The following is a 24,093-nucleotide window of genomic DNA, read 5'->3' as shown; positions in this document are numbered from 1 at the left end:
GGATTATTACCAGGTTTTACCAATGTTAAACTGGAATTGCTCCGACTTATCTCCATCATATTTCTTAAACGGCTGGGCGTAAGAGAAAACCAACGGCCCCAGCGGTGACATCCATTGTAATGCGATACCGGCAGACATGCGAATATTGCTCGGATCGCTGTAGTCTGGAACACCTGCCGCACGCATCTGGGCCGTATTCTCCCAGTTGGTATCCCACACCGTACCGGCATCCCAGAAGAAGGACGTACGGACGGAGTTCGCGTATTTATCACTGATAAACGGCGTTGGGGTGATGAACTCCAGGCTGGCAACGGCCATCGCGTTACCGCCCACCGCATCATCAGAACTACAGACTTCAGATGAGGAGGACTTATCGCAGTTATCTTTGTCGTTCCCGCCGTAGTAAACCGCTTTCGGACCAATGTTGTTGGACTGGAAGCCACGAACGGTGCTGGAACCACCCGCATAGAAGTTTTCATAGAATGGCAGTTCTTTGCCACCTAAGCCATCACCATAGCCCCAACGGGTACGACCCAGAACCACCCACTTATGATCGTCATCGATCGGGAAGTAGGACGCGGTATCCAGAGTGACCTTATAGAACTCGTTATCGGAACCCGGCACGGTAACTTTACCATTCAGGTTGACGCGAGAACCTTCCGTCGGGAAGTAACCACGGTCGAGACGGTTATAAGTCCAGCCATAGTTGAAGGTGAAGTCATCCGCCGCAAAACCGTTGTTATCGCTGTTTTTGCTCGCTGACTGGCCAATAGAATCCAGGTAACGCCACATGGCCACCTGCGGTTGCATATTGGACAGGTCGTTATGCACGTAGCCTAAGCCCGCACGCAGGGTGTTGTATTCGTTAACCGGGAAGCCAAGCGTACCGTCCACACCGTAACTCTTGTTGGTGTACGAAGACAGATCCGCATCGTCCGCTTTAAAGTCGTTATAGAAGATACGACCGCCCAGGCTCACACCGTCAACGGTGAAGTATGGGTTAGTGACAGAGAACTCCGAATAGGTCTGGTAGTCGTTTTTGGTACCGTTAATACCCACAGAGTAACCCGTACCCAGCCAGTTATCCTGCTGTACACCGACCTGGAAGCTCACGCCGCTTTCAGTACCGTAGCCCACACCGAAGTTGAAGCTACCGGTATTACGCTCTTTCACTTTATAAACGACATCAACCTGGTCCGGGCTGCCCGGTACGCGCTGGGTATCGGTATCAACCGTTTCAAAATAGCCCAGACGGTTCAGACGCTCTTTACCCTGATCAACGAGATCGCTACCTAACCATGCGCCTTCCATCTGACGCATTTCGCGACGCAGAACGGAGTCTTTGGAGGTGTCGTTACCGACGAAGCGGATCTTACGCACGTAGAAACGGTTGCCCGCATCAACGTTAACGTGCAGCTTAACGGTTTTATCCGCATCGTTGATTTCCGGCTGCGTTTGTACGCGCGGATAGGCATAACCATAACGGCCGAGCAGCTTCTTAATGCTGTCTTCCATTTTGGTGACTTTGGAGCCGCTATAGAGATCGCCTGGCTGAATTTTGGTCAGCGATTCGATTTCAGCAGAATGCCCCGCCAGGTTACCACTCACTTCAACACCCGAAAGCTTGTACTGATCGCCTTCAGTGATGTTAATCGTAATGTAGATACCTTTCTTATCCGGCGTCAGGCTGACCTGAGTCGAGTCAATGTTGAAACGCGCATAGCCACGATCCAGATAGTAGCTGCGCAGAGTTTCAAGATCGCCCGCCAGTTTCTGTTTCTGGTATTTGCGATCGCCCACCACGTTCCACCACGGCACTTCGTCACGCAGCTGGAAAGTAGAGATCAGTTCGTCGGTGCTGAACGCGTGGTTACCGACAATGTTGATCTGCTGGATCTTCGCTGAAACACCTTCCTGGAAGACCAGTTTCAGGTCAACGCGGTTACGTGGCAGTGGCGTCACCACCGCTTTCACGCTGGCGCTGTATTTACCGACGCTGTAGTAGAAGTCTTCCAGACCTTTTTCAATGTCTGAAAGGGTTGTGCGGTCCAGAGATTCCCCCACACGAACACCGGATGCTTCAAGGTTTTGCTTGAGCATGTCATCTTTCACCGACTTGTTACCGGAGAAAGTGATACTGGCGATCGTTGGACGTTCTTTTACCTGTACCAGCAGGGTATCACCATCGCGCAGGACGCGGACATCCTCGAAGTTGCCGGTGGCAAACAGAGCACGGATGGTGTTACTGATGTCATCATCATTAACCGTATCGCCGGGGCGCACAGGCATACTGAGGAGGGCCGCACCAACGGCGACACGCTGAAGGCCTTCGAAATGAATGTCTTTCACTACGAACCCGTCAGCACCGTATACGGTGGCGCTGCTAAACAGCAGCGACGCTATGAGCAACTTTTTCATCGCCATCGTTATTATGCGTTCTTCCTAACTAACTCTCTTACAACCGAGAGAAATCATTGAAAAGTGCAAGCCCCATTAACAGCACCAGCAAAATCGAGCCAATGCGATAACTAAAGTCTTGAACTCGCTCGGATACCGGTCCGCCTTTTAGCTTTTCAATCGCTAAAAACAGCAGATGCCCCCCGTCTAAAACGGGAAGCGGGAACAGGTTGATTATCCCAAGGTTCACGCTAATGAGCGCGAGGAACATGAGATAGTAAATCACCCCGAATTCCGCTGACATCCCAGCCCCCTGGGCAATCGAAATTGGCCCACTGAGGTTGTTCAGTTTCACGTCACCGGTTATCAATTTCCCCAACATGTTGACCGTCAGTTTCATCAGTTGCCATGTTTTATCCGTGGCTTCAAGGATGGCACTGAACGGCCCATACTGGCGTATTGTCTTGTACTCATCTGGCAGCGGGATCACTTTTGGCACTACGCCTGCAAACCCTTCTGCCTTTTTGCCGACCGACTTCGTATCCGGGATCAGCGTCAGCGAAAGCGGACTGCCTTGCCTTTCAACTTCCAGCGCGAGAGACGTTCCCGGATTATCGCGCACCAGAGTAACAAAGGTCATCCACTCTGTTAATGGTTGACCATCGACTTTAACGATCCTGTCGCCTGCTTGCAAACCTGCTTTGCTCGCGGCCGAATTTGCCTGTACTTCGGCTAACACCGGCTCGATCTGTGCACCACGTGGACGAATGCCCAGCGCAGCGACGGGATCCTCTTTGTCTGGCTCGAAACGCCAGTGACGTAAATCGAGCACTTTGTCCTGGCGCGTGTCTGAACCAAACGGCGATACGCTGATGGTGGTCTGCGGATCGCCAATTTTGGCTACCAGCTGCAGTCGCACGGCATCCCAATCAGGGGTTTCGATGCCATCAATCGCTTTAAGTTCCATCCCGGATGTAATTTGCGCACTCGCCGCAATGGAGTTGGGCGCTATTTCACCCACTACCGGACGCACGCCGGGGACGCCGATGATAAACACCAGCCAGTAAGCGAAAACAGCAAAGATGAAGTTAGCTACCGGTCCGGCAGCAATGATGGCGGCGCGTTGTCCAACTGTTTTATTATTGAAGGCGCTGTGTCGCAGCTCAGGGGCGACAGGCTCAACGCGTTCGTCGAGCATTTTGACGTAGCCGCCCAGCGGGATGAGGGCGATGACAAACTCCGTACCGTGACGGTCGGTGCGCGTCCAGAGCGATTTGCCAAAACCGATGGAAAACCGCTCTACCCGCACACCGCAACGGCGAGCAACCCAGAAATGGCCAAATTCATGCACGGTAATCAGCACACCCAGTGCAACAATGAACGCCGCCAGATTCCAGAGAATGCTCAGCATAAAACCTTCCGTTAAATCGTCCCGAATACCAGTAAAAGCAAGCAAGCAAACACTGGAACAGCCGCTGTCAGGCTATCAATGCGATCCAGTATACCGCCATGCCCTGGAATCAGGTGTCCGCTGTCCTTAATCCCTGCTTCACGCTTGAACATACTTTCGGTTAAATCGCCGAGCACCGAGGCAAGCGCAGCAAAAATCGAGCACACCAGCAGTATTGACGGTGCCACTTCCAGATTCGCCCAGACGCCGTAGCCCCAGGAGATAATTGCTGCCGTAAACAAGCCGCCGATGAAGCCTTGCCAGGTTTTGCCCGGAGAAACCTTCGGCGCCAGTTTATGTTTGCCAAACAGTTTACCAAACATATAGGCCCCTGAGTCAGCCCCCCAGACGAGAATCATCACATAAAGCAGCCAGATCGCACCGCTGTAGTGGTTTTCGTCGTAGTGCCAGGCGCGCAGCGCGACCATCCCCCAGAAGAAGGGAATAATGGTGAGCAAGCCAAAAATCAGTCGCAGCACTTTTGAATTACGCCATAGCGCCGCAGAGCCAGGATAAAACAGCACCAGCAGTAGCGCTGCAACCCACCAGGCCAGGGATATCCACAAGGAGCCGGCAACCAACGGTTGATGGATATCATGGTGATATTCAGGCAACGTAAACAGCATTATGGCCAGAATGAAGCCACAGAGTACCGCAAGCCATACTCGCTGACTGCGCGAAGTAAAGCCGCTAAACTGTCCCCATTCCCACGCGGCGAGCATGCACACCACCAGCGTAACAATAGCGAATCCCACTGGGGGCAGTAAAAACAGCGCCGCAATGACAATGGGTATTAATACAAAAGCGGAAATCAGGCGATACTTCAGCAAAAGCTACCCCCATCAGGCTTTGTCGCCACCAGGCTCGGTGCCGCCGAAACGACGCTCTCGATTGGCAAAGGCATGCAGCGCACCTTCAAAGTCTTGTTCATCAAAATCGGGCCAAAGAACATCTGTAAAGTAAAGTTCGGCATAGGCAATTTGCCATATCAAAAAGTTACTTATGCGATGTTCTCCCCCTGTCCTAATTACCAAATCCACAGGCGCCTGTTCATTCATGCAGATTTGCTTGCTCAGCGCCTCTTCATCAATTTGGTCGGGTCTCAACAGCCCTTCCTGAACCTGCTCGGCCAGATGCCGAACGCCCTGGATAATATCCCAGCGTCCGCCGTAATTCGCCGCAATATTCAGCGTCAGACCGGTATTATTTTCAGTCAGCGCTTCAGCCTTACGAATTCGTTCCTGCAAACGTGAGTTAAAACGACTGGTATCGCCAATGATACGCAGGCGGACATTGTGGCGGTGCAGGCTTTTTACTTCGCTGTCTAGCGCCCACACAAACAATTCCATCAACGCGGTCACTTCCTGCTGCGGTCGATTCCAGTTTTCACTGCTAAAAGCATAGAGCGTTAACGCATCAATGCCGTTATTGGCGGCAAAAGAAACGGCGCGGCGAACCGATTTCGCCCCAGCTTTATGCCCAAAGGCTCGTATCTTCCCTTGTCTTTTCGCCCAGCGGCCATTGCCATCCATAATGATTGCTACATGACGGCAGCCATGAGCTGGCAAGTTTTCGCTTATTGGTTGATTCGCAGACAACATAACGCGTTTTTTGTCCCTGAAAAGGATTTAACGGTACTCAGGAATACTGAAGCCTATACATAAAAAAGCCGTGTCAAACCACGGCTTACCTGACCACTTAAAGTCAAATACCTGCGATCAGGTGGCGCAGACTATATCACTGAAGCCCAACGCTAACAAATAGCACGACGACTAGTGCTTGCTTTATCACCAGCTTGCGAGACGTGTCACCTGGTGGCGCGCAATATCACGTGCAGCTGCATCCACCGCCAGCACCTCTTCCACGCTTTGTGGTTCGCGCAAATCCATCTTCTCCAGTACCGATAAATTTAACGACGCGATATCGGTAAAACGGATCTGTTGATTCAGGAATGCTTCAACAGTAATTTCATTGGCTGCGTTCAGTGCCGTCGTCGCCGCCTGCCCCTGGTCAAAGGCATTCATCGCAAGCTTCAGACAAGGATAGCGGTCATAGTCTGGTTCACTGAATGTCAGGGAACTAAGCTTGCAGAAATCAAGCGGTTTCACACCGGATTTCACCCGATTCGGCCACGCCATGGAATGCGCGATAGGCGTACGCATATCCGGCTCGCCCAACTGGGCCAGCACGCTGCCATCCTGATAACGTACCATCGAGTGAATTACCGATTGCGGGTGAATCAGTACTTCCATCTGTTTCGCTGACGCATTAAACAACCAGCGCGCTTCAATGTATTCCAGACCTTTGTTCATCATGGTGGCAGAGTCAACGGAGATTTTACGCCCCATCGACCAGTTCGGATGGCGGCACGCCTGATCCGGCGTCATTGCACGCAGTTCAGACAGTGGCGTTTCACGGAACGGGCCACCAGACCCGGTAAGCAGAATAGATACCACACCATTCTGCTCAAGGTCAGCGTACCCCAGGTTCTGTTGAAAAGGTTGCGGTAAACTCTGAAAAATCGCGTTGTGCTCGCTGTCGACGGGCAAAAGACGCGCGCCGCGCTGCTTCACTGCGTCCATAAACAGGCGTCCGCAGGTGACCAGCGACTCTTTATTGGCCAGCAATACGTCTTTACCGGCATCAATCGCGGCAAGCGTCGGCAGCAGTCCGGCCGCGCCGACAATGGCCGCCATGACCTGATCAACATCACCCAGCGCAGCCATCTCGCAGGCGGCCTGTTGGCCGCTCAGGACCTCGGTACGACCGCCCTTCTCCTGTAGCAGTGCCTTTACCTGGCGGGCACTCTCTTCATCATCCATCACTGCATAACGGGGCGTAAACTCCAGACACTGCTCGACCATTCGCTGCACATTCTTACCGGCCACCAGTGCTGTCACGGTGTAAAGTTCAGGATTATGGCGAACAACGTCGAGAGTGCTGCAACCAATAGATCCGGTTGAGCCGAGGAGAGTTAAATGCTTCATGAGATGCCCGAAAAAAGTTAGACCAGATAAAAGCAAAACGCCGCCAGCAAGACCCGAAGTCCCTCTGAACGGCGTTTATCAGTGTACGACAGAAATCAGAACTGCATCAGTTCCGCTTCTTTATCTGCCAGCGCCGCATCAATTTTCTTGATGGCAGCGTCAGTCATTTTCTGAATATCGTCCTGGGAACGACGATCGTCATCTTCACTGATCTCTTTTTCTTTCAGCAGCGCTTTAACTTTATCGTTAGCGTCGCGACGCACGTTACGGACGGAAACACGACCCTGCTCAGCTTCACCACGCACCACTTTGATCAGGTCTTTACGACGCTCTTCGGTCAGCGGAGGCAGCGGAACGCGGATGTCAGCGCCTGCAGAGCTTGGGTTCAGACCGAGGTCAGACGCCATGATCGCTTTCTCAACCGCCGGGCCCATAGAACGATCAAATACGTTGATTTTCAGCGTACGGGTATCTTCTACGGTAACGCTCGCCAGCTGGCGCAGCGGGGTTGGCGTACCGTAGTACTCTACGATGATGCCATCCAGCAGGCTTGGGGAAGCACGGCCAGTACGGATTTTGCTGATTTGGGTTTTGAACGCTTCTACGCATTTTTCCATGCGTACTTCAGCATCTTTTCTGATGTCGTTAATCACGTTACGAATCCTTGAAAACTTGTCTCAGGCAGACTATCCGCCAGCACAGCGCTACAGGTGTGCTAAGTATAGTCGCGTTTAATTCATGACAACGCCAAAGGCGCGTCCGGGTAAGATACCACTACAAAATAAAGCGGAATCTTACCTGTATTTATCGTCAACGGAAATTATTCCGTGATCAAAGTGCCTTCTTTTTCGCCCATGACCACGCGACGCAGTGCGCCAGGTTTGTTCATGTTGAAGACACGGATCGGCAGTTTGTGGTCGCGAGCCAGCGTGAAGGCGGCAAGATCCATCACTTTCAGCTCTTTTTCCAGTACTTCGCTGTAGCTCAGCTGATCGTACATGGTGGCAGAAGGATCTTTTGCCGGGTCGGCAGTAAACACGCCATCGACTTTGGTCGCTTTCAGTACCACATCGGCTTCAATCTCGATACCGCGCAGGCAGGCAGCGGAATCGGTCGTAAAGAACGGGTTACCCGTACCGGCGGAGAGGATCACCACGCGGTTGTTGCGCAGCAGGCTGATGGCTTCTGCCCAGCTGTAATTATCGCACACGCCATTCAGTGGAATCGCGGACATCAGGCGGGCATTCACATAGGCACGATGCAGTGCATCACGCATTGCCAGACCATTCATGACGGTTGCCAGCATACCCATGTGGTCGCCTACAACGCGGTTCATCCCCGCTTTCGCCAGACCAGCACCACGGAAGAGGTTGCCACCGCCAATGACCACGCCAACCTGGATACCCAGTTCGACCAGTTCTTTGATTTCCTGTGCCATGCGATCAAGGATGCTTGCATCAATACCGAAGCCTTCCGATCCCTGCAGTGCTTCGCCACTCAGCTTAAGCAGAATGCGTTTGTACACGGGTTTTGCATTGGTAGCCATGTTTCTTTCCTGAGACTGTCAACGATTAAGATGGGGGTTAATTCTGGCGACATAGTATGTCGCATATCAGCACAGCGATACGGGATCCTGTCTGATTTTCGTCTGACGGGTGACAAAAAGAAGCCGCCCTCAGGCGGCTCCTTTTCAATCATTAAGACTGCTTGGACATTGCAGCAACTTCTGCTGCGAAGTCAGTCTCAACTTTCTCGATGCCTTCGCCCACTTCGAAGCGGATGAAGCCAGTCACGTCAGCGTTGTGCTCTTTCAGCAGCTGAGCAACAGACTTGCTTGGATCCATAACGAATGGCTGGCCAGTCAGAGAAACTTCGCCGGTGAATTTCTTCATGCGGCCTTCAACCATTTTCTCTGCGATTTCTTTTGGTTTACCAGACTGCATCGCGATGTCCAGCTGAACCTGGTACTCTTTTTCTACCACTTCAGCAGACACGTCTTCTGGCTTAACGAATTCTGGTTTGCTTGCAGCGATGTGCATAGCCAGCTGTTTAACCAGCTCTTCGTCAGCGCCTTTAGCCGCAACCAGAACACCGATACGTGCACCGTGCTGGTAAGAGCCCAGAACGTCGCCTTCCAGAGAAGCAACGCGACGGATGTTGATGTTCTCACCGATTTTAGCAACCAGCGCAACACGCTCTTCTTCGAACTGTGCTTTCAGAACTTCAACGTCAGTGATTTTGCCTGCAACAGCAGCGTCCAGAACTTTGTTAGCAAATGCCTGGAAACCACCATCTTTAGCCACGAAGTCAGTCTGGCAGTTAACTTCCAGAATGATACCGTAGTTGCCGTCGATCTTAGTGATGATCACGCCGTCAGCAGCAACGTTGCCTGCTTTTTTAGCTGCTTTGATCGCACCGGATTTACGCATGTTTTCGATTGCCAGCTCGATGTCGCCGTTCGCTTCAGTCAGCGCTTTTTTGCAATCCATCATGCCTGCGCCAGTACGCTCGCGCAGCTCTTTTACCAGGGATGCGGTAATTTCAGCCATTCTTAAATCCTCGGGAGATGTGAACTGCCCGGCCGGGGGCCAAACAGTGTAAATTGAAAAAAGGGGCCGGTAATGGGCCCCTATTCATACACGGTACTAATAAGGGGTAAAACCTTATTATTCAGCTTCTACGAAGCTTTCTTCCGCCTGAGAAGCCAGATCCTGGGAACGGCCTTCACGAACGGTAGCAGCAACAGCGCTCAGGTACAGGCTAACAGCACGGATTGCGTCGTCGTTACCCGGGATAACGAAGTCAACACCGTCCGGATCGGAGTTGGTATCAACGATAGCGAATACCGGGATACCCAGGTTGTTAGCTTCTTTGATTGCGATGTGCTCGTGGTCTGCATCGATTACGAACAGCGCGTCTGGCAGGCCGCCCATATCTTTGATACCGCCCAGGCTGTTTTCCAGCTTGTCCAGTTCACGAGTGCGCATCAGCGCTTCTTTCTTAGTCAGCTTGTCGAAAGTACCGTCCTGAGACTGGGTTTCCAGATCTTTCAGGCGTTTGATGGACTGACGAACAGTTTTCCAGTTAGTCAGCATGCCGCCCAACCAGCGATGGTTCACGAAGAACTGGTCGCAGCTGTTAGCAGCATCTTTCACAGCTTCGCTTGCAGCGCGCTTAGTACCAACGAACAGAATCTTACCTTTACGGGAAGCAATCTTGTTCAGCTCAGCCAGGGCTTCGTTGAACATTGGTACAGTTTTCTCAAGGTTGATGATGTGAACTTTGTTACGAGCGCCGAAGATGAAAGGCTTCATTTTCGGGTTCCAGTAACGGGTCTGGTGACCAAAGTGAACACCAGCCTTGAGCATGTCGCGCATGGAAACAGTTGCCATGTTTAAAACCTCTATATTAAAAGTTGGGGTTATGCCTCCACGTATCCCATATTACCGACCCCAAAGGGCACCCCGGAATATGTGCCGATACGTGTGTGTTGTTACACAAAGTGAGATTTGTCGCTTCCGTCCAGCCTGTGTATCTGAAATGGATCGGAAGTCCGGCGCGCTTTATACCACAAAACGCCGCCATAAACCAACAGTTGTTGGCGGAGTGTGCTGTTAATGATTCTCAATTTGGCACGGGGTGTGCCTGACTGATACCATTGACAACACTTAGACTAGTATTGTCGAAAAAATCGACACCGATGGACAGATTACATGGCTATCTCTATTAAGACCCCTGAAGAAATTGAAAAGATGCGCGTCGCCGGTCGTCTGGCCGCGGAAGTGCTGGAAATGATCGAGCCGTTCGTGAAGCCGGGCGTCAGCACCGGTGAGCTGGACCGCATCTGTAATGACTATATCGTGAACGAGCAGCACGCGGTTTCCGCCTGCCTCGGCTACCACGGTTTCCCGAAATCCGTCTGCATCTCCATTAATGAAGTGGTGTGCCACGGTATCCCGGACGACGAAAAACTGCTGAAAGATGGCGACATCGTCAACATCGACGTCACCGTCATCAAAGATGACTACCACGGTGATACCTCAAAAATGTTCATCGTGGGCAAACCAACGATTCTTGGCGAGCGTCTGTGTAAAGTGACGCAAGAGAGCCTCTACCTGGCGCTGAAAATGGTGAAACCGGGCATTCGCCTGCGTACCATCGGTGCGGCAATTCAGAAATTTGTCGAGGCAGAAGGTTTCTCCGTGGTGCGTGAATACTGCGGACACGGCATTGGTCGCGTCTTCCATGAAGAGCCGCAGGTTCTGCATTATGATGCGGATGACGGCGGCGTAGTGCTGCAAAAAGGCATGACCTTTACCATCGAACCGATGGTCAACGCCGGTGATTACCGCATCCGTACCATGAAAGACGGCTGGACGGTGAAAACCAAAGACAGAAGCTTGTCTGCACAGTACGAGCATACTATTGTGGTAACAGACAACGGCTGCGAAATTATGACGTTGCGCAAGGATGACACCATCCCGGCGATACTGACGCACGATGAATGATAAAAAAGCCGGCAAATGCCGGCTTTTTTAATGGCTATAGTTTTTTCTTATGGGTGGCGCACGATGAGTAATCTTTTACCCGAACAGTATGCTAACACAGCACTTCCCACCCTCCCCGACCAGCCCGACAACCCGGGCGTCTGGCCGCAGCACGAGTTGAACTGCGCCGGCATTAAAGCCCATATGGATGTCTTCCAGCGCTGGCTGGGCAGCGCGTTTGATGCCGGTATCTCCGCCGAGCAACTGATCGAAGCGCGTACCGAATTTATCGATCAGCTGCTGCAGCGTCTGTGGATCGATTACGGATTTGGGCAAATCAGTGATGTGGCGCTGGTTGCCGTCGGGGGCTATGGCCGCGGAGAGCTGCACCCGCTTTCCGATATCGATCTCCTGATCTTAAGCCGTAAAAAGCTGCCGGACGAACAGGCGCAAAAGATTGGCGAACTGCTGACCCTGCTCTGGGACGTCAAACTGGAAGTCGGCCACAGCGTGCGCACCCTGGAAGAGTGTCTGCTGGAAGGGTTATCAGACCTGACCGTGGCCACTAACCTGATTGAAACCCGTCTGCTGATTGGCGACGTCGCGCTGTTCCTGGAGCTGCAAAAACACATCTTCAGCGACGGCTTCTGGCCGTCAGAAAAGTTCTTCGCGGCGAAGGTCGAGGAGCAAAACCAGCGCCACCAGCGCTACCACGGCACCAGCTATAACCTTGAGCCGGACATTAAAAGCAGCCCTGGCGGCCTGCGCGACATCCACACCTTACAGTGGGTCGCCCGGCGCCACTTTGGCGCCACCTCGCTGGATGAAATGGTGGGCTTTGGCTTCTTAACCGAGGCTGAACGTAACGAGCTCAACGAGTGTCTGCACCTGCTGTGGCGCATTCGCTTCGCCCTGCATCTGGAAGTCACCCGCTACGATAACCGTCTGCTGTTTGACCGTCAGCTCAGCGTTGCCCAGCGCCTCAACTACAGCGGTGAAGGAAACGAGCCGGTTGAGCACATGATGAAGGATTTCTTCCGCGTCACCCGCCGCGTCACCGAGCTCAACCAGATGCTGCTGCAGCTGTTCGACGAGGCCATCCTGGCGCTGACGGCGGACGAAAAACCGCGCCCGATTGATGACGAATTCCAGCTGCGCGGCACGCTTATCGATCTGCGCGACGAAACGCTGTTTATTCGCGAGCCGGAAGCGATCCTGCGGATGTTCTACACCATGGTTCGCAACAGCACCATCACCGGGATCTACTCCACCACTCTGCGTCATCTGCGCCATGCGCGCCGTCATTTGACGGAGCCGCTGTGCTATATCCCGGAAGCCCGATCGCTGTTCCTGAGCATGCTTCGCCACCCGGGCGCCGTCAGCCGCGGTCTGCTGCCGATGCACCGCCACAGCGTGCTGTGGGCCTATATGCCGCAGTGGTCGCACATTGTCGGGCAGATGCAATTCGATCTGTTCCACGCCTACACGGTGGATGAACATACCATTCGCGTTATGCTCAAGCTGGAGAGCTTTGCGAAAGAAGAGACGCGCTCCCGTCACCCGCTGTGCGTGGAATTATGGCCGCGCCTTACTCATCCAGAACTGATCCTGATTGCCGCCCTCTTCCACGACATCGCCAAAGGTCGTGGCGGTGACCATTCGGTCCTGGGCGCGCAGGATGTGCTGAAATTTGCCGAACTGCATGGCCTGAACTCACGCGAAACACAGCTGGTTGCCTGGCTGGTGCGCCATCACCTGCTGATGTCTGTCACCGCCCAGCGTCGTGATATTCAGGATCCAGAGGTCATCAAGCAGTTTGCGGAGGAGGTTCAGACGGAAAACCGTCTGCGCTATCTGGTCTGCTTGACGGTGGCCGATATCTGCGCCACCAACGAAACGCTGTGGAACAGCTGGAAGCAGAGCCTGCTGCGTGAGCTCTACTTTGCGACGGAAAAACAGCTGCGTCGCGGGATGCAAAATACCCCGGACATGCGCGAGCGTGTACGCCACCATCAGCTGCAGGCCCTGGCGCTGCTGCGTATGGACAACATTGATGAAGAGGCGTTACACCAGATTTGGGCCCGCTGTCGCGCTAACTACTTTGTCCGCCATAGCCCAAACCAGCTTGCGTGGCATGCGCGGCACCTGCTCCGGCATGACTTGTCACAGCCGATGATCCTGCTCAGCCCACAGGCCACGCGCGGTGGGACGGAGATTTTCATCTGGAGCCCGGACCGGCCCTATCTGTTTGCTGCGGTGTGCGCCGAGCTGGACAGGCGTAATCTGAGCGTTCACGATGCGCAGATTTTCACGACCCGCGACGGCATGGCGATGGATACCTTTATTGTACTGGAACCGGACGGCAGCCCGCTATCGTCTGACAGACATGAAGGAATACGCTTTGGTCTGGAACAGGCGATTACCCAGCGCAGCTGGCAGCCGCCGCAGCCGCGTCGCCAGCCGGCGAAGCTGCGCCACTTTACCGTCGATACCGAGGTCAATTTCCTGCCGACCCACACCGACCGTAAATCGTTCCTGGAGCTGATTGCGCTCGACCAGCCTGGGCTACTTGCCCGCGTCGGCCAGGTTTTTGCCGATCTGGGAATTTCGCTTCATGGGGCAAGAATTACAACCATTGGCGAGCGAGTAGAAGATTTATTTATAATCGCCACAGCGGACCGGCGTGCCCTTAATAATGACCTGCAACTTGAAGTGCAACAACGGTTGACAGCAGCCCTCAATCCAAACGATAAAGGGTGACGTGTTTTTTAGTGAAATGGAAAGAGTAAACCATGCAGCAGTTACAGAACGTTATTGAGTCCGCCTTTGAGCGTCGCGCCGAGATTACCCCGGCAAATGTGGATACCGTGACCCGTGAAGCGGTAAACCAGGTGATTTCCCTGCTGGATTCCGGCGCCCTGCGCGTGGCAGAAAAAATCGACGGTCAGTGGGTCACTCATCAATGGCTGAAAAAAGCCGTGCTGCTCTCTTTCCGTATCAACGATAACCAGGTTATCGACGGAGCTGAAAGCCGCTATTTCGATAAAGTGCCGATGAAATTCGCTGACTACGACGAAGCGCGTTTCCAGAAAGAAGGCTTCCGCGTGGTACCGCCAGCGGCGGTACGTCAGGGGGCATTCATCGCACGCAATACCGTGCTGATGCCATCCTACGTGAACATCGGTGCCTACGTTGACGAAGGTACGATGGTAGACACCTGGGCGACGGTCGGTTCCTGCGCGCAGATCGGTAAAAACGTTCACCTGTCCGGCGGCGTGGGCATTGGTGGTGTTCTGGAGCCACTGCAGGCTAACCCGACCATCATCGAAGACAACTGCTTCATCGGCGCGCGTTCTGAAGTAGTAGAAGGCGTGATCGTTGAAGAAGGCTCCGTGATCTCCATGGGCGTTTACATCGGTCAGAGCACCCGTATTTACGACCGCGAAACCGGCGAAGTGCATTACGGCCGCGTTCCGGCAGGCTCTGTGGTGGTCTCCGGCAACCTGCCGTCTAAAGATGGTAAATACAGCCTGTACTGTGCGGTTATCGTGAAGAAAGTGGATGCGAAAACCCGCGGTAAAGTCGGCATCAATGAGTTGCTGCGTACCATCGATTAATCGGGTATAACAAAAAGCGGGGGCAACCCCGCTTTTTTTGTATCTGAGGGTGGCGAAAGTAGATTTTTTCGTTAATTATTCAAAGGTTATGTTGAGATCAAGGGTACCGCTATGTACGATAATCTGAAAAGTCTGGGCATTACCAATCCTGATGAAATTGATCGTTACAGCCTCCGTCAGGAAGCCAATAACGATATTTTGAAAATCTATTTTCACAAGGATAAAGGCGAGTTTTTCGCCAAAAGCGTGAAGTTTAAATATCCACGCCAGCGTAAGACCGTCGTTGCTGACGGCGTAGGACAGGGTTACAAAGAAGTACAGGAAATCAGCCCTAACCTGCGTTATGTGATCGATGAACTCGATCAGATCTGCCAGCGCGACCGTACTGAAGTTGATCTCAAGCGTAAGATCCTTGACGATCTGCGTCATCTGGAAAGCGTTGTCACTAACAAGATCAGCGAGATTGAAGCGGATCTTGAGAAATTAACTCGCAACAAATAAGTTGGGTGCGGCCTGATGCCCTCATCCCGGCCCTCTCCCACAGGGAGAGGGCGAAAACCATCATGAAGGCCGGGTAAGGCGAAGCCGCCACCCGGCAAAAAGCATCATCGCTGTTCATCCAGCTGCAACGCCACATACAACAGCAACCTGTCGTCGAAATTCCCCAGATCTAACCCCGTCAGTTCCGAAATCCGGTTGAGCCGATACTCCAGGGTATTGCGGTGAATAAACAGCGCCTTCGACGTTGCCAGCGGCTGCACGTTATGGCGAAACCACGCCTGTAGCGTCCGGCGCAGCAGACCGTTATTGTCCATCGCTTTCAGGCGTGCCAACGGGCGCGCCAGCTCGTTGGCCTGCCAGCCGCCACGCAGGCTGTCGAGCAACACCGGCAACATCAAATCCTGATAGAAGTAACTACGGCTTTCCGGCATTCGCTGTTTGCCCACCATCATGGTGGTGCGTGCAGTCCGCCACGAGCGGGCGATACTGCCCGGCCCGGTAAAGTAATTTCCCAGTGCAACGCGAAAACGCAGGTGACCATTCTCCTGCATACGCGCAATCAGCTGCTCCACACGACGGCGATGATCTTCCGCATCCCAGCGACCAAACTGATTAAGCGCCGGTTTGAGCACCACCATTTCCGTCAGAGAAACAATCGCCACCAGATTATTGCGTTCCGGCGTCGCCAGCGCATTTTGCAGCTGCTGCAGCTCCGCCATCGCGCTATCCACGCCAAGCTGGCCGCTATCCACCTCAATCACCGCCACCACGCGTGGCTGGTTCAGATCGATCCCCAGACGCTGCGCCCACTCACTGAGTGCAGGCGTATGCTCTTCCGCCTGAATTAGATTCATCACCAGCTCTTCGCGCAGGCGGCTGTCCTGCGCCAGCAGGTGCATCAGGCGCGACTGCTCCAGCATCATTTCAGCCGTCATACAGACCAGCTCGCCATATTTTCGCAGAGACTCCGGTTCCCCGGTCAGGCCAATAACGCCAACAATTTCCCCTTCCAGGCGCAGCGGTAAATTAATACCCTGACGAACACCGTGAAGATGTTTCGCTACCGCATCGTCGATATCCACGACCCGCCCCTGGGAAAGCACCAGCAGCGCACCTTCGTGCAATTCCCCAATCCGTTCACGATCGCCGCTACCTATAATGCGCCCACGGGCATCCATTACGTTGATATTGGTATCGATGATGCGCATGGTGCGCGCCACAATATCCTGCGCCATTTTGGTATCAAGATGCCAGCCAGCCATGTAACCCTCCTGTGAGCAGAGCTCAAGCATAGGGGAGTTCCGTTACGGTCGCATTGTGCAGATGCACAAAGCCGGGGAGAGAAGTATGGACTTGTGGAAAGGGTCACAGAAAAGAGAAAGCCCCTGCGTACAGGGGCTTAAGAGGATTACTGCATCAGCAGGTAAATAGAGGTGTCACCACGCTGGATATTGAGCGCCAGCACGGAAGGCTTGCTGTCGAGAATTTTGCGCAGTTCCGCGATGTTTTTCACCGGCTGCTGGTTAGCGCCCATGATCACATCTCCTTTCTTCAGGCCGATACGGGCTGCAGGTGAATTCGCTTTTACGTTATTCACTACCACGCCTTTATCTGCCCCTTTGTTGCTCATCTCTGCGCCTTCAATACCGCTGAAGATGGTGCTTGAATCAACCTGATTCTGGCTGCTCTGCTGCAGCTCCAGGCTCACGTTAACCGCCTTGCCGTCGCGCAACAGGCCGAGGGTGACTTTACTGCCAATTGGCATGGAACCCACTTCCGCACGCAGGGCGGCAAAGCTGCTGATCGGTTTACCGTTCAGGGAGGTGATCACATCCCCCGCTTTAATGCCCGCTTTTGCGGCAGAGGAGTTCGGCATCACCTGGCTGACGAATGCCCCGCGCTGGGCGTCAACCTTCATCGCCTTCGCCAGTTCGGAGTTCAACTCCGTACCGAGGATACCCAGCTCACCGCGTTTCACCTGGCCATACTGCACCATCTGCGCGGTCAGGTTTTTCACCATGTTACTTGGGATCGCAAAGCCGATACCGATGTTGCCGCCGTCCGGTGCCAGGATCGCGGTATTGATACCGATCAGTTCACCGTTCAGGTTCACCAGCGCGCCGCCGGAGTTACCGCGGTTGATCGCCGCATCCGTCTGGATGAAGTTTTCATAGTTTTCGGCATTAAGGCCACTGCGCCCCAGGGCAGAGACGATACCGGAGGTCACCGTTTCACCCAGACCGAACGGGTTACCGATCGCGACGGTATAGTCGCCCACGCGCAGCGCGTCGGAGTCGGCAATCTTAATCGCCGTCAGGTTTTTCGGATCCTGAATCTGGATCAGCGCGATGTCAGAGCGCGGATCTTTACCGACCACTTTAGCGTCGAATTTACGACCATCGCTGAGCTGAACTTTAATGCTGTTAGCGTTATCAACAACGTGGTTGTTGGTCACGACGTAGCCTTTCGCTGCATCAATAATGACCCCAGAGCCAAGCGCCATGAATTTCTGTTGCTGGCCGCCGCCCTGGCTGTCATCCCCCGCGCCACCGCCCTGACAGAACGGAGAGCTCTGGAAAGGTGAACCGTCCTGGCAGAACGGCGAGTTGTCGCCAAAGAACTGCTGGAAGTTACGCGGCATGCGCGGCGTATTGACGGTCGTGCTACCCTCAACGTTAATACTCACCACCGATGGCATCACTTTTTCGAGCATCGGTGCCAGGCTTGGCATCTGCTGCGCGGTTGCTGCCGACGACGCGGTCTCGGCTGCAGTAGCAGTCAGAGGAGACAGCGCTAAACCTAAACTCAGAGCCAGTGCACTCATTGCTAATGTGGTTTTTTTCATGTTTCTCAATCTCGATTTACAGGTAACGCAAAATTGCTGTGTAACTCAGATTCATTTTATACCGCTTAGTTCCGGCGATAAGTTTATGGAAAAGGTAAAAATTTATTGGCCGTCTTTACAAAACTCCGGGGTTATTCCACCGCCATGAGCTTGCGGTATTCATCCCAGGCATACAGGTCGGTCATGCCGCTGATATAGTCCTGGATAAGACGGCAGCGATAATAATATTCCATCACCGGCCATTGAGGAGAATGGCGATCCAGCTTGCTCATCGCTTCGACATACGCCAGACGATGACGGGTAGAGAGTTTCTGATAAAGTCGCGATTCGATAGGTATTCGGCGCACGCGCTCGTGTTCCACCAACTCACTGAACTCGTCGACCGACAGCTGAAGCAACGGGGAATAAATTTCCAGTAACCCACTGATTACCCGGTAACCCTGCAGCTCTAACTGTTCAACATCCGGATGGCTGAACACATGCCGCATCGCCACATGTTTATAAAGTTCGAGCAGTTGACTGAAACTACTGTCATCCTCCAGCAGCGCATGATTGAATTCCCCGTCGAAAATCAGCGGTAAATTATCAATAAAGCGCGACGCCGCATACGGCACCAGTTTATTTAATGTATTGACCCGCAAATACATAAAGAATTGATCTTCCGTACTACGGCTTAATGTATTTGAGCGTGATTTTTCCCAGGCATTTTCGACAACCTGCGCAAACAGCGACCCTTTTTCATGGGTCCCCCACGCCGCATAAAGATGCTGATAAAGTTCCTCGACGCTGAAGATTCTTTTCTCAACGGCGTCTTCCAGATCGGCCACGCAATAGGAAATATCATCTGCGGCTTCCATAATCCAGGTCAATGGAAAGCGGCCGTTTGGCGTCAATGAGAGTTCTTTACGCAGCCGTTCAATATAGGCCTCTTCAGAAAGGTAATAGCCCGGTTTTTTCATTAAATAGCTGTGGGACGCAGGCGTCTCCCCCATCCACCAGGCGGGGCGGGTATATTTCAGGATGCAACCGACCTGGGCCCAGGTCAGGTTCATACGCATCAGTGAATGGACCAGCCGGATGCCCTGGGCATTACCCTCGAAATGACAGAGATCCTGCCGCACTTTACGCCGCAGATCGTTTAACCCCTCTTCACCTTCACGCAGGCGGAGATCGCGTACGATGCAGCGGTCATCGCTAAGAGGCTGACTGACCGCATCCGAGGGGTACAGCCGTTGTTTAAACCAGTCATTAATTGCCGCCTCACCAAAGTGACCGAAAGGCGGGTTGCCGATGTCATGCATCAGACAGGCCATCTCAACGATGCTCTCGAAAGGTCCCGTCAGTTCGTCCAGACCATAGGTTTCCAGCAAACGCTGTTCTTTCAGGCGGCTCAACACCTCTTTGGCAATATAGCGCCCCACCTGCTGCACTTCCATGGAGTGGGTCAGGCGCGTGCGCACCGCAGCGTTACGCTCAAGCGGAAACACCTGGGTCTTTTGCTGCAGACGACGGATGGCGGGCGAGTTGATGATCCGTCCGCGATCGCTTTCGAAGATACGCAGGATCTCATGTTCGCTCTTGTCGCCCTGCGGCGAACGGAAACGTCGGTGCCAGTTAATTTTGGTGCGAAAATCGATTGGTGACATGTGCTCCCCCGCCTGAGAATGCGTTTCCCCTTAACCGCATGATAGACTATGCATCTTAACAAGGCACATCGCGAGTAAATCTATGAAAATCGGCATTATTGGTGCAATGGAAGAAGAAGTTACGCTGCTGCGTGACAAAATTGAGAACCGTCAGACACTCTCTCTGGGGGGTTGTGAGATCTACACCGGCCAGCTGAACGGTGTTGACGTGGCTCTGCTGAAATCAGGCATCGGTAAAGTGGCTGCTGCACTGGGTGCAACCCTGCTGCTTGAGCGCTGCAAGCCGGACGTGATCGTTAATACCGGCTCTGCAGGCGGCCTGGCGCCGACGCTGAAAGTGGGTGATATCGTGGTCTCCGACGAAGCGCGTTACCACGATGCAGACGTGACCGCCTTCGGCTACGAGTACGGCCAGCTCCCGGGCTGTCCGGCAGGATTCAAGGCTGACGACAAACTGATTGCCGCGGCAGAAACCTGCATTGCGGAGCTCAATCTCAACGCGGTACGCGGCCTGATTGTCAGCGGCGATGCGTTTATCAATGGCTCCGTGGGTCTGGCGAAAATTCGCCATAACTTCCCGCAGGCGGTGGCCGTTGAGATGGAAGCGACCGCGATCGCTCACGTTTGCCATAACTTCAGCGTGCCGTTCGTGGTGGTTCGCGCCATCTCAGACGTGGCTGACCAGCAGTCCCACATCAGCTTCGACGAGTTCCTGACCGTTGCGGCAAAACAGTCCACCGTGATGGTGGAACGTCTGGTGCAGACTCTGGCACGTGGCTAAACATAGCATCAGGGCGCTGGCCGCCCTGCTTCTTTTCGCACCGCTGTGGCTCTATGCGGTACCGCGTGTGATTACGCTCTCCCCCGCGAACACTGAACTGGCGTTTGCCGCCGGCATTACCCCCGTTGGTGTGAGCAGCTTTTCCGATTATCCCCCGCAGGCTGCGGGCATTGAACAGGTGGCGACCTGGCAAGGGATGAACCTTGAGCGCATCGTGGCGCTTAAACCGGATCTCGTGCTGGCCTGGCGCGGCGGCAATGCCGAGCGGCAGGTCAACCAGCTGACCTCGCTTGGCATCAGGGTGATGTGGGTTGACGCGGTGAGCATTGAACAAGTCGCGCAGGCGCTACGCGCCCTGGCTCCCTATAGCCCTACCCCCAAAAAGGCGGAAGACGCCGCCAGACAGATGCTCAGCGCCTATGCCGCGCTGAAAGCCCGCTACGACACGCCCGTGAAAAAGCGCATCTTCCTGCAGTTTGGCAGCCAGCCGCTGTTCACCACCGGAAAGGGATCGATTCAGAACCAGGTACTGGAAGTCTGTGGTGGTGAGAATATTTTTGCGGCCAGCCGCGTACCGTGGCCCCAGGTAAGCCGTGAACAGGTTCTGGCGCGCCAGCCACAGGCTATCGTCGTGGTCGGAAATGCGAGCGAGATTCCTAAAATTGAACAATTCTGGCAAAGGCAGCTGAAAATTCCGGTGATCCCGCTCAACAGCGACTGGTTTGAACGCGCCAGCCCGCGTATTATCCTCGCCGCAAAACAGCTCTGTGCCGCGCTGGCAGAGAGTCACTAACATTCGTTCGAGGATTTAACGATGCTCGTTTATTGGCTGGATATTCTTGGCACAGCCGTTTTTGCTATCTCCGGCGTCCTGCTCGCCGGAAAACTACGCATGGATCCGTTTGGCGTGCTGGTGCTGGGCGTGGTCACCGCCGTGGGAGGTGGGACTATCCGTGATATGGCGCTGGCAAATGGCCCGGTATTTTGGGTAAAAGATCCGACCGATCTGGTGGTGGCGATGGTCACCTGCCTGTTAACCATTGTGCTGGTTCGCCAGCCTCGCCGATTACCGAAATGGATACTGCCGGTACTGGATGCGGTGGGCCTGGCCGTGTTTGTCGGGATCGGCGTAAACAAGGCGTTTAATGCGGGCACCGGCCCGATGGTGGCGATCTGCATGGGCGTTTTAACCGGCGTGGGCGGCGGGATCATCCGCGACATTCTGGCGCGTGAAGTACCGATGATCCTGCGTACTGAAATATACGCAACGGCCTGTATTGCGGGCGGGATTGTTCATGCGACCGCGTACTACACCTTTGCGATCCCACTGGAAAATGCAGCGATGCTGGGAATGGTCGTGACGCTGGTGATACGTTTAGCGGCGATACGCTGGCATCTGAAGCTGCCGACGTTTGCGCTGGATGACAGGTAAACGCAAAACGGTAACCGCAAGGTTACCGTTTTTAGTCTTTCCTCCCTCTACCTGTGGGAGAGGGCCGGGGTGAGGGCATCAGCCCGCACCCTCTTAAATACTGAACGAAGAACCACACCCGCAGGTGCTTGTCGCATTCGGGTTGGTCACCACAAAGCGCGAACCTTCCAGACCTTCGGTATAATCCACCGAACCGCCCACCAGATATTGCAGGCTCATCGGGTCAACCACCAGTGCGACACCCTGCTTCTCGATAGTCATATCGCCATCGTTGACCTGATCGTCAAAGGTAAAACCATACTGGAAGCCGCTGCAGCCGCCACCGGTAATATAGACACGCAGTTTCAGATCCGGATTGTCTTCGTCGGCAATCAGGGTTTTCACTTTGTTGGCTGCTGCTTCGGTAAATTCCAGCGGCACAGCTACATCATCACTCATCTTATGCTCCCATGAATACTGCTACTGCTATTGGGTAAAATTCACCCAATTCTTTGTGTCATTATCTAATACCCTGGTAATTCATTCAAGTATTCTGCGTTGCGGCCCGTTCAGCCTCTTGCTTTGCCAGGGTACGCGCAAGAAGGGTGGAGTATAGCGGTTTTCCACCCAGGAATTGGGCTAATAGTGTCGCGCCGAGACAGGTAATGATCATTGGCAAAATGAGCTGGTAATTGTCCGTCATCTCCAGCACCAGCACGATCCCGGTCAACGGCGCACGCAGGGACGCCGCCAGCAGCGCCCCCATTCCGGCAATCGCAAAGGTGCCGGCTTCCAGATGGTATGCCGGAAAACCGGCCTCGGCCGCCATGCCAAAGGCAGTGCCGAGCAGCGTTCCCAGCGCCAGCATCGGGGCGAATATCCCGCCGGGCGCACCGGAGGAAAAACAGAGCACCGTGGTGATGACACGGGAGATAAACATAAACAGCAGCAGGCCCACGCTGAAGTTCCCCGCAGCCGCAATCGGGATCAGCCCGAACCCGCCGCCGGCGGCGTTCGGTTCAATAAAGCCGAGCACCCCGCACATCCCACCCAGCAGGCCGCCCATGAGAACCCATTTGGTTGTATTCCCACCATGAATACGCTGGAACATATCCTGAGCGCGTAAAATAAAGATATTAAACAGCGGGCCCACCACACCAAAAATCATGCCGAGGATCAGGTAAAGCCACAGCGTATTCACCGGCGCATTGGTCAGTTTCCCCACTTCTATCACCGGGCTTTCGCCATTAAAAATGCGAAAAACAATGCTCGACATAATGACGCCGGTAAAGACCGCTTTTATGGAGATCAGGTTGTAGCGGAACTGGGCGCGCATCTCTTCAATGATGAACAAAATCCCCGCCAGCGGCGCGTTGAACGCGGCTGAAAGCCCCGCTGCCGCACCGGTGGCCAGCAGCGTATGGCGCGCTTCCGCGCTGCGCATCCGAAACAGGTCCCCCACCATACGCCCGACATTCCCGCCCAGCTGTACGGTCGGTCCCTCACGTCCCAGCACCATCCCCGCACCGAGGGTTCCCATACCACCGATAAATTTCACCGGGATCACCCGCCACCAGCGCACCGGGCGTAACTCCTCCAGCGCACCTTCAATTTCCGGGATGCCAGAGCCCCCCGCCTCCTGCGCAAATTTGCGCACCAAAAAATAGCCCACCATGGCAAACAGCGCAGAGAGCCCGAATGCCCCAGCCCAGACCAGCCAGGGGTTGTCGGCGAAACCGGCTACGGTGCCCACTCGCCAGTTGAGGACGGCATTCACCGTTTTTTCAAACGCCACACCAACCAGACCCGCGAGGATACCCACCACGGCAGCGGCGAGCAGGATTGCCAGCGGCGTTTTATCGCGATTAATCAGCCGCCGGATGCTGATACGGTGTTGGGCACGTCTGAACTGCTGTTCTTCGAAAGTGGGGATATCTGCTTTCATTACCGTTTCTTTTTCGTCATACAAAT

At 54.1% G+C, this 24,093-nt stretch carries 21 protein-coding genes; 7 read left to right on the top strand and 14 right to left on the bottom strand.

The window, feature by feature from the left end; all coding sequences use genetic code 11:
- Nucleotides 1–6: 6 nt before the first annotated feature.
- From bamA to rpsB, 9 genes are all read right to left on the bottom strand, one after another.
- Nucleotides 7–2,424, bottom strand: a complete 2,418-nt coding sequence (gene bamA / locus SP99_RS03930) for an outer membrane protein assembly factor BamA (protein ID WP_045285877.1) — start codon at nt 2,422–2,424, stop codon at nt 7–9.
- Between the two features lie 31 nt (nt 2,425–2,455).
- Nucleotides 2,456–3,808: a sigma E protease regulator RseP gene (rseP, locus tag SP99_RS03925; protein WP_025756819.1), complete on the bottom strand. Its 1,353-nt coding sequence runs from the start codon at nt 3,806–3,808 to the stop codon at nt 2,456–2,458.
- An 11-nt stretch (nt 3,809–3,819) separates the two neighbouring features.
- Nucleotides 3,820–4,677: a phosphatidate cytidylyltransferase gene (gene cdsA, locus SP99_RS03920; protein WP_025756818.1), complete on the bottom strand. Its 858-nt coding sequence runs from the start codon at nt 4,675–4,677 to the stop codon at nt 3,820–3,822.
- Nucleotides 4,678–4,689: 12 nt separating this feature from the next.
- Nucleotides 4,690–5,448 carry a (2E,6E)-farnesyl-diphosphate-specific ditrans,polycis-undecaprenyl-diphosphate synthase gene (gene ispU, locus SP99_RS03915; protein WP_025756817.1) on the bottom strand — a complete coding sequence of 253 codons (759 nt, stop codon included), beginning with the start codon at nt 5,446–5,448 and terminating at the stop codon, nt 4,690–4,692.
- Between the two features lie 186 nt (nt 5,449–5,634).
- A complete protein-coding gene (gene ispC / locus SP99_RS03910) occupies nt 5,635–6,834 on the bottom strand; it encodes a 1-deoxy-D-xylulose-5-phosphate reductoisomerase (RefSeq protein WP_025756816.1) in 1,200 nt (399 codons plus the stop codon).
- A gap of 95 nt (nt 6,835–6,929) precedes the next feature.
- Nucleotides 6,930–7,487: a ribosome recycling factor gene (gene frr, locus SP99_RS03905; RefSeq protein WP_008501909.1), complete on the bottom strand. Its 558-nt coding sequence runs from the start codon at nt 7,485–7,487 to the stop codon at nt 6,930–6,932.
- 167 nt (nt 7,488–7,654) lie between these two features.
- Entirely contained in the window at nt 7,655–8,380 is a 726-nt protein-coding gene (gene pyrH / locus SP99_RS03900; RefSeq protein WP_003856194.1) for a UMP kinase, read from the bottom strand.
- A gap of 151 nt (nt 8,381–8,531) precedes the next feature.
- Entirely contained in the window at nt 8,532–9,383 is an 852-nt protein-coding gene (gene tsf / locus SP99_RS03895) for a translation elongation factor Ts (RefSeq protein ID WP_008501911.1), read from the bottom strand.
- A gap of 117 nt (nt 9,384–9,500) precedes the next feature.
- The gene (gene rpsB, locus SP99_RS03890) at nt 9,501–10,226 is read right to left on the bottom strand and encodes a 30S ribosomal protein S2 (RefSeq protein WP_013095653.1); all 726 of its coding nucleotides are present in this window, start codon (nt 10,224–10,226) and stop codon (nt 9,501–9,503) included.
- Between the two features lie 321 nt (nt 10,227–10,547).
- On the opposite strand from rpsB, the gene map reads away from it, so the two are divergent.
- The 4 genes from map (at nt 10,548) to SP99_RS03870 (ending at nt 15,439) form a co-directional block, all read left to right on the top strand.
- A complete protein-coding gene (map, locus tag SP99_RS03885; protein WP_013095652.1) occupies nt 10,548–11,342 on the top strand; it encodes a type I methionyl aminopeptidase in 795 nt (264 codons plus the stop codon).
- 63 nt (nt 11,343–11,405) lie between these two features.
- Complete coding sequence (gene glnD / locus SP99_RS03880; RefSeq protein WP_025756815.1) at nt 11,406–14,081, top strand: bifunctional uridylyltransferase/uridylyl-removing protein GlnD; 2,676 nt, start codon at nt 11,406–11,408, stop codon at nt 14,079–14,081.
- Nucleotides 14,082–14,113: 32 nt separating this feature from the next.
- Nucleotides 14,114–14,938, top strand: coding sequence for a 2,3,4,5-tetrahydropyridine-2,6-dicarboxylate N-succinyltransferase (dapD, locus tag SP99_RS03875; protein ID WP_008501915.1), 825 nt, complete (start codon nt 14,114–14,116; stop codon nt 14,936–14,938).
- Nucleotides 14,939–15,049: 111 nt separating this feature from the next.
- Nucleotides 15,050–15,439 (top strand): DUF3461 family protein, encoded by a 390-nt coding sequence (locus SP99_RS03870; protein WP_008501916.1) that lies wholly within the window; start codon nt 15,050–15,052, stop codon nt 15,437–15,439.
- A 104-nt stretch (nt 15,440–15,543) separates the two neighbouring features.
- Here the strand turns inward: SP99_RS03870 and cdaR are convergent, their stop codons facing one another.
- The 3 genes from cdaR to dgt all read right to left on the bottom strand — a co-directional run bounded on the left by cdaR (nt 15,544) and on the right by dgt (nt 19,930).
- Nucleotides 15,544–16,701 (bottom strand): DNA-binding transcriptional regulator CdaR, encoded by a 1,158-nt coding sequence (cdaR, locus tag SP99_RS03865; RefSeq protein WP_025756814.1) that lies wholly within the window; start codon nt 16,699–16,701, stop codon nt 15,544–15,546.
- Between the two features lie 146 nt (nt 16,702–16,847).
- A complete protein-coding gene (gene degP, locus SP99_RS03860) occupies nt 16,848–18,284 on the bottom strand; it encodes a serine endoprotease DegP (protein ID WP_025756813.1) in 1,437 nt (478 codons plus the stop codon).
- Between the two features lie 131 nt (nt 18,285–18,415).
- Nucleotides 18,416–19,930, bottom strand: coding sequence for a dGTPase (gene dgt, locus SP99_RS03855; protein WP_047957782.1), 1,515 nt, complete (start codon nt 19,928–19,930; stop codon nt 18,416–18,418).
- A gap of 82 nt (nt 19,931–20,012) precedes the next feature.
- On the opposite strand from dgt, the gene mtnN reads away from it, so the two are divergent.
- Genes mtnN through SP99_RS03840 form a run of 3 tightly spaced genes read left to right on the top strand, consistent with a single transcriptional unit; the run spans nt 20,013 to nt 22,143 of the window.
- Complete coding sequence (gene mtnN / locus SP99_RS03850; protein ID WP_025756811.1) at nt 20,013–20,711, top strand: 5'-methylthioadenosine/S-adenosylhomocysteine nucleosidase; 699 nt, start codon at nt 20,013–20,015, stop codon at nt 20,709–20,711.
- Entirely contained in the window at nt 20,704–21,504 is an 801-nt protein-coding gene (gene btuF, locus SP99_RS03845; RefSeq protein WP_047957781.1) for a vitamin B12 ABC transporter substrate-binding protein BtuF, read from the top strand. Before mtnN ends, btuF begins: the two co-directional genes overlap by 8 nt.
- 21 nt (nt 21,505–21,525) lie before the next feature.
- On the top strand, nt 21,526–22,143 hold the full coding sequence (locus SP99_RS03840; RefSeq protein WP_025756809.1) for a TRIC cation channel family protein: 618 nt from the start codon (nt 21,526–21,528) through the stop codon (nt 22,141–22,143).
- Nucleotides 22,144–22,236: 93 nt separating this feature from the next.
- Here SP99_RS03840 and erpA read toward each other — a convergent pair whose 3' ends face one another.
- Nucleotides 22,237–22,581 (bottom strand): iron-sulfur cluster insertion protein ErpA, encoded by a 345-nt coding sequence (erpA, locus tag SP99_RS03835; protein ID WP_008501923.1) that lies wholly within the window; start codon nt 22,579–22,581, stop codon nt 22,237–22,239.
- Between the two features lie 85 nt (nt 22,582–22,666).
- Nucleotides 22,667–24,067, bottom strand: a complete 1,401-nt coding sequence (gene clcA, locus SP99_RS03830) for a H(+)/Cl(-) exchange transporter ClcA (protein WP_047957780.1) — start codon at nt 24,065–24,067, stop codon at nt 22,667–22,669.
- Between the last annotated feature and the right edge of the window lie 26 nt (nt 24,068–24,093).

It is taken from the genome of Enterobacter sp. BIDMC92, assembly GCF_001030225.1.
Classification (GTDB): Bacteria; Pseudomonadota; Gammaproteobacteria; order Enterobacterales; family Enterobacteriaceae; genus Enterobacter; species Enterobacter sichuanensis.
Note: the sequence above shows the minus strand (reverse complement) of the source record. Positions and strands in the feature narration are given on the sequence as shown.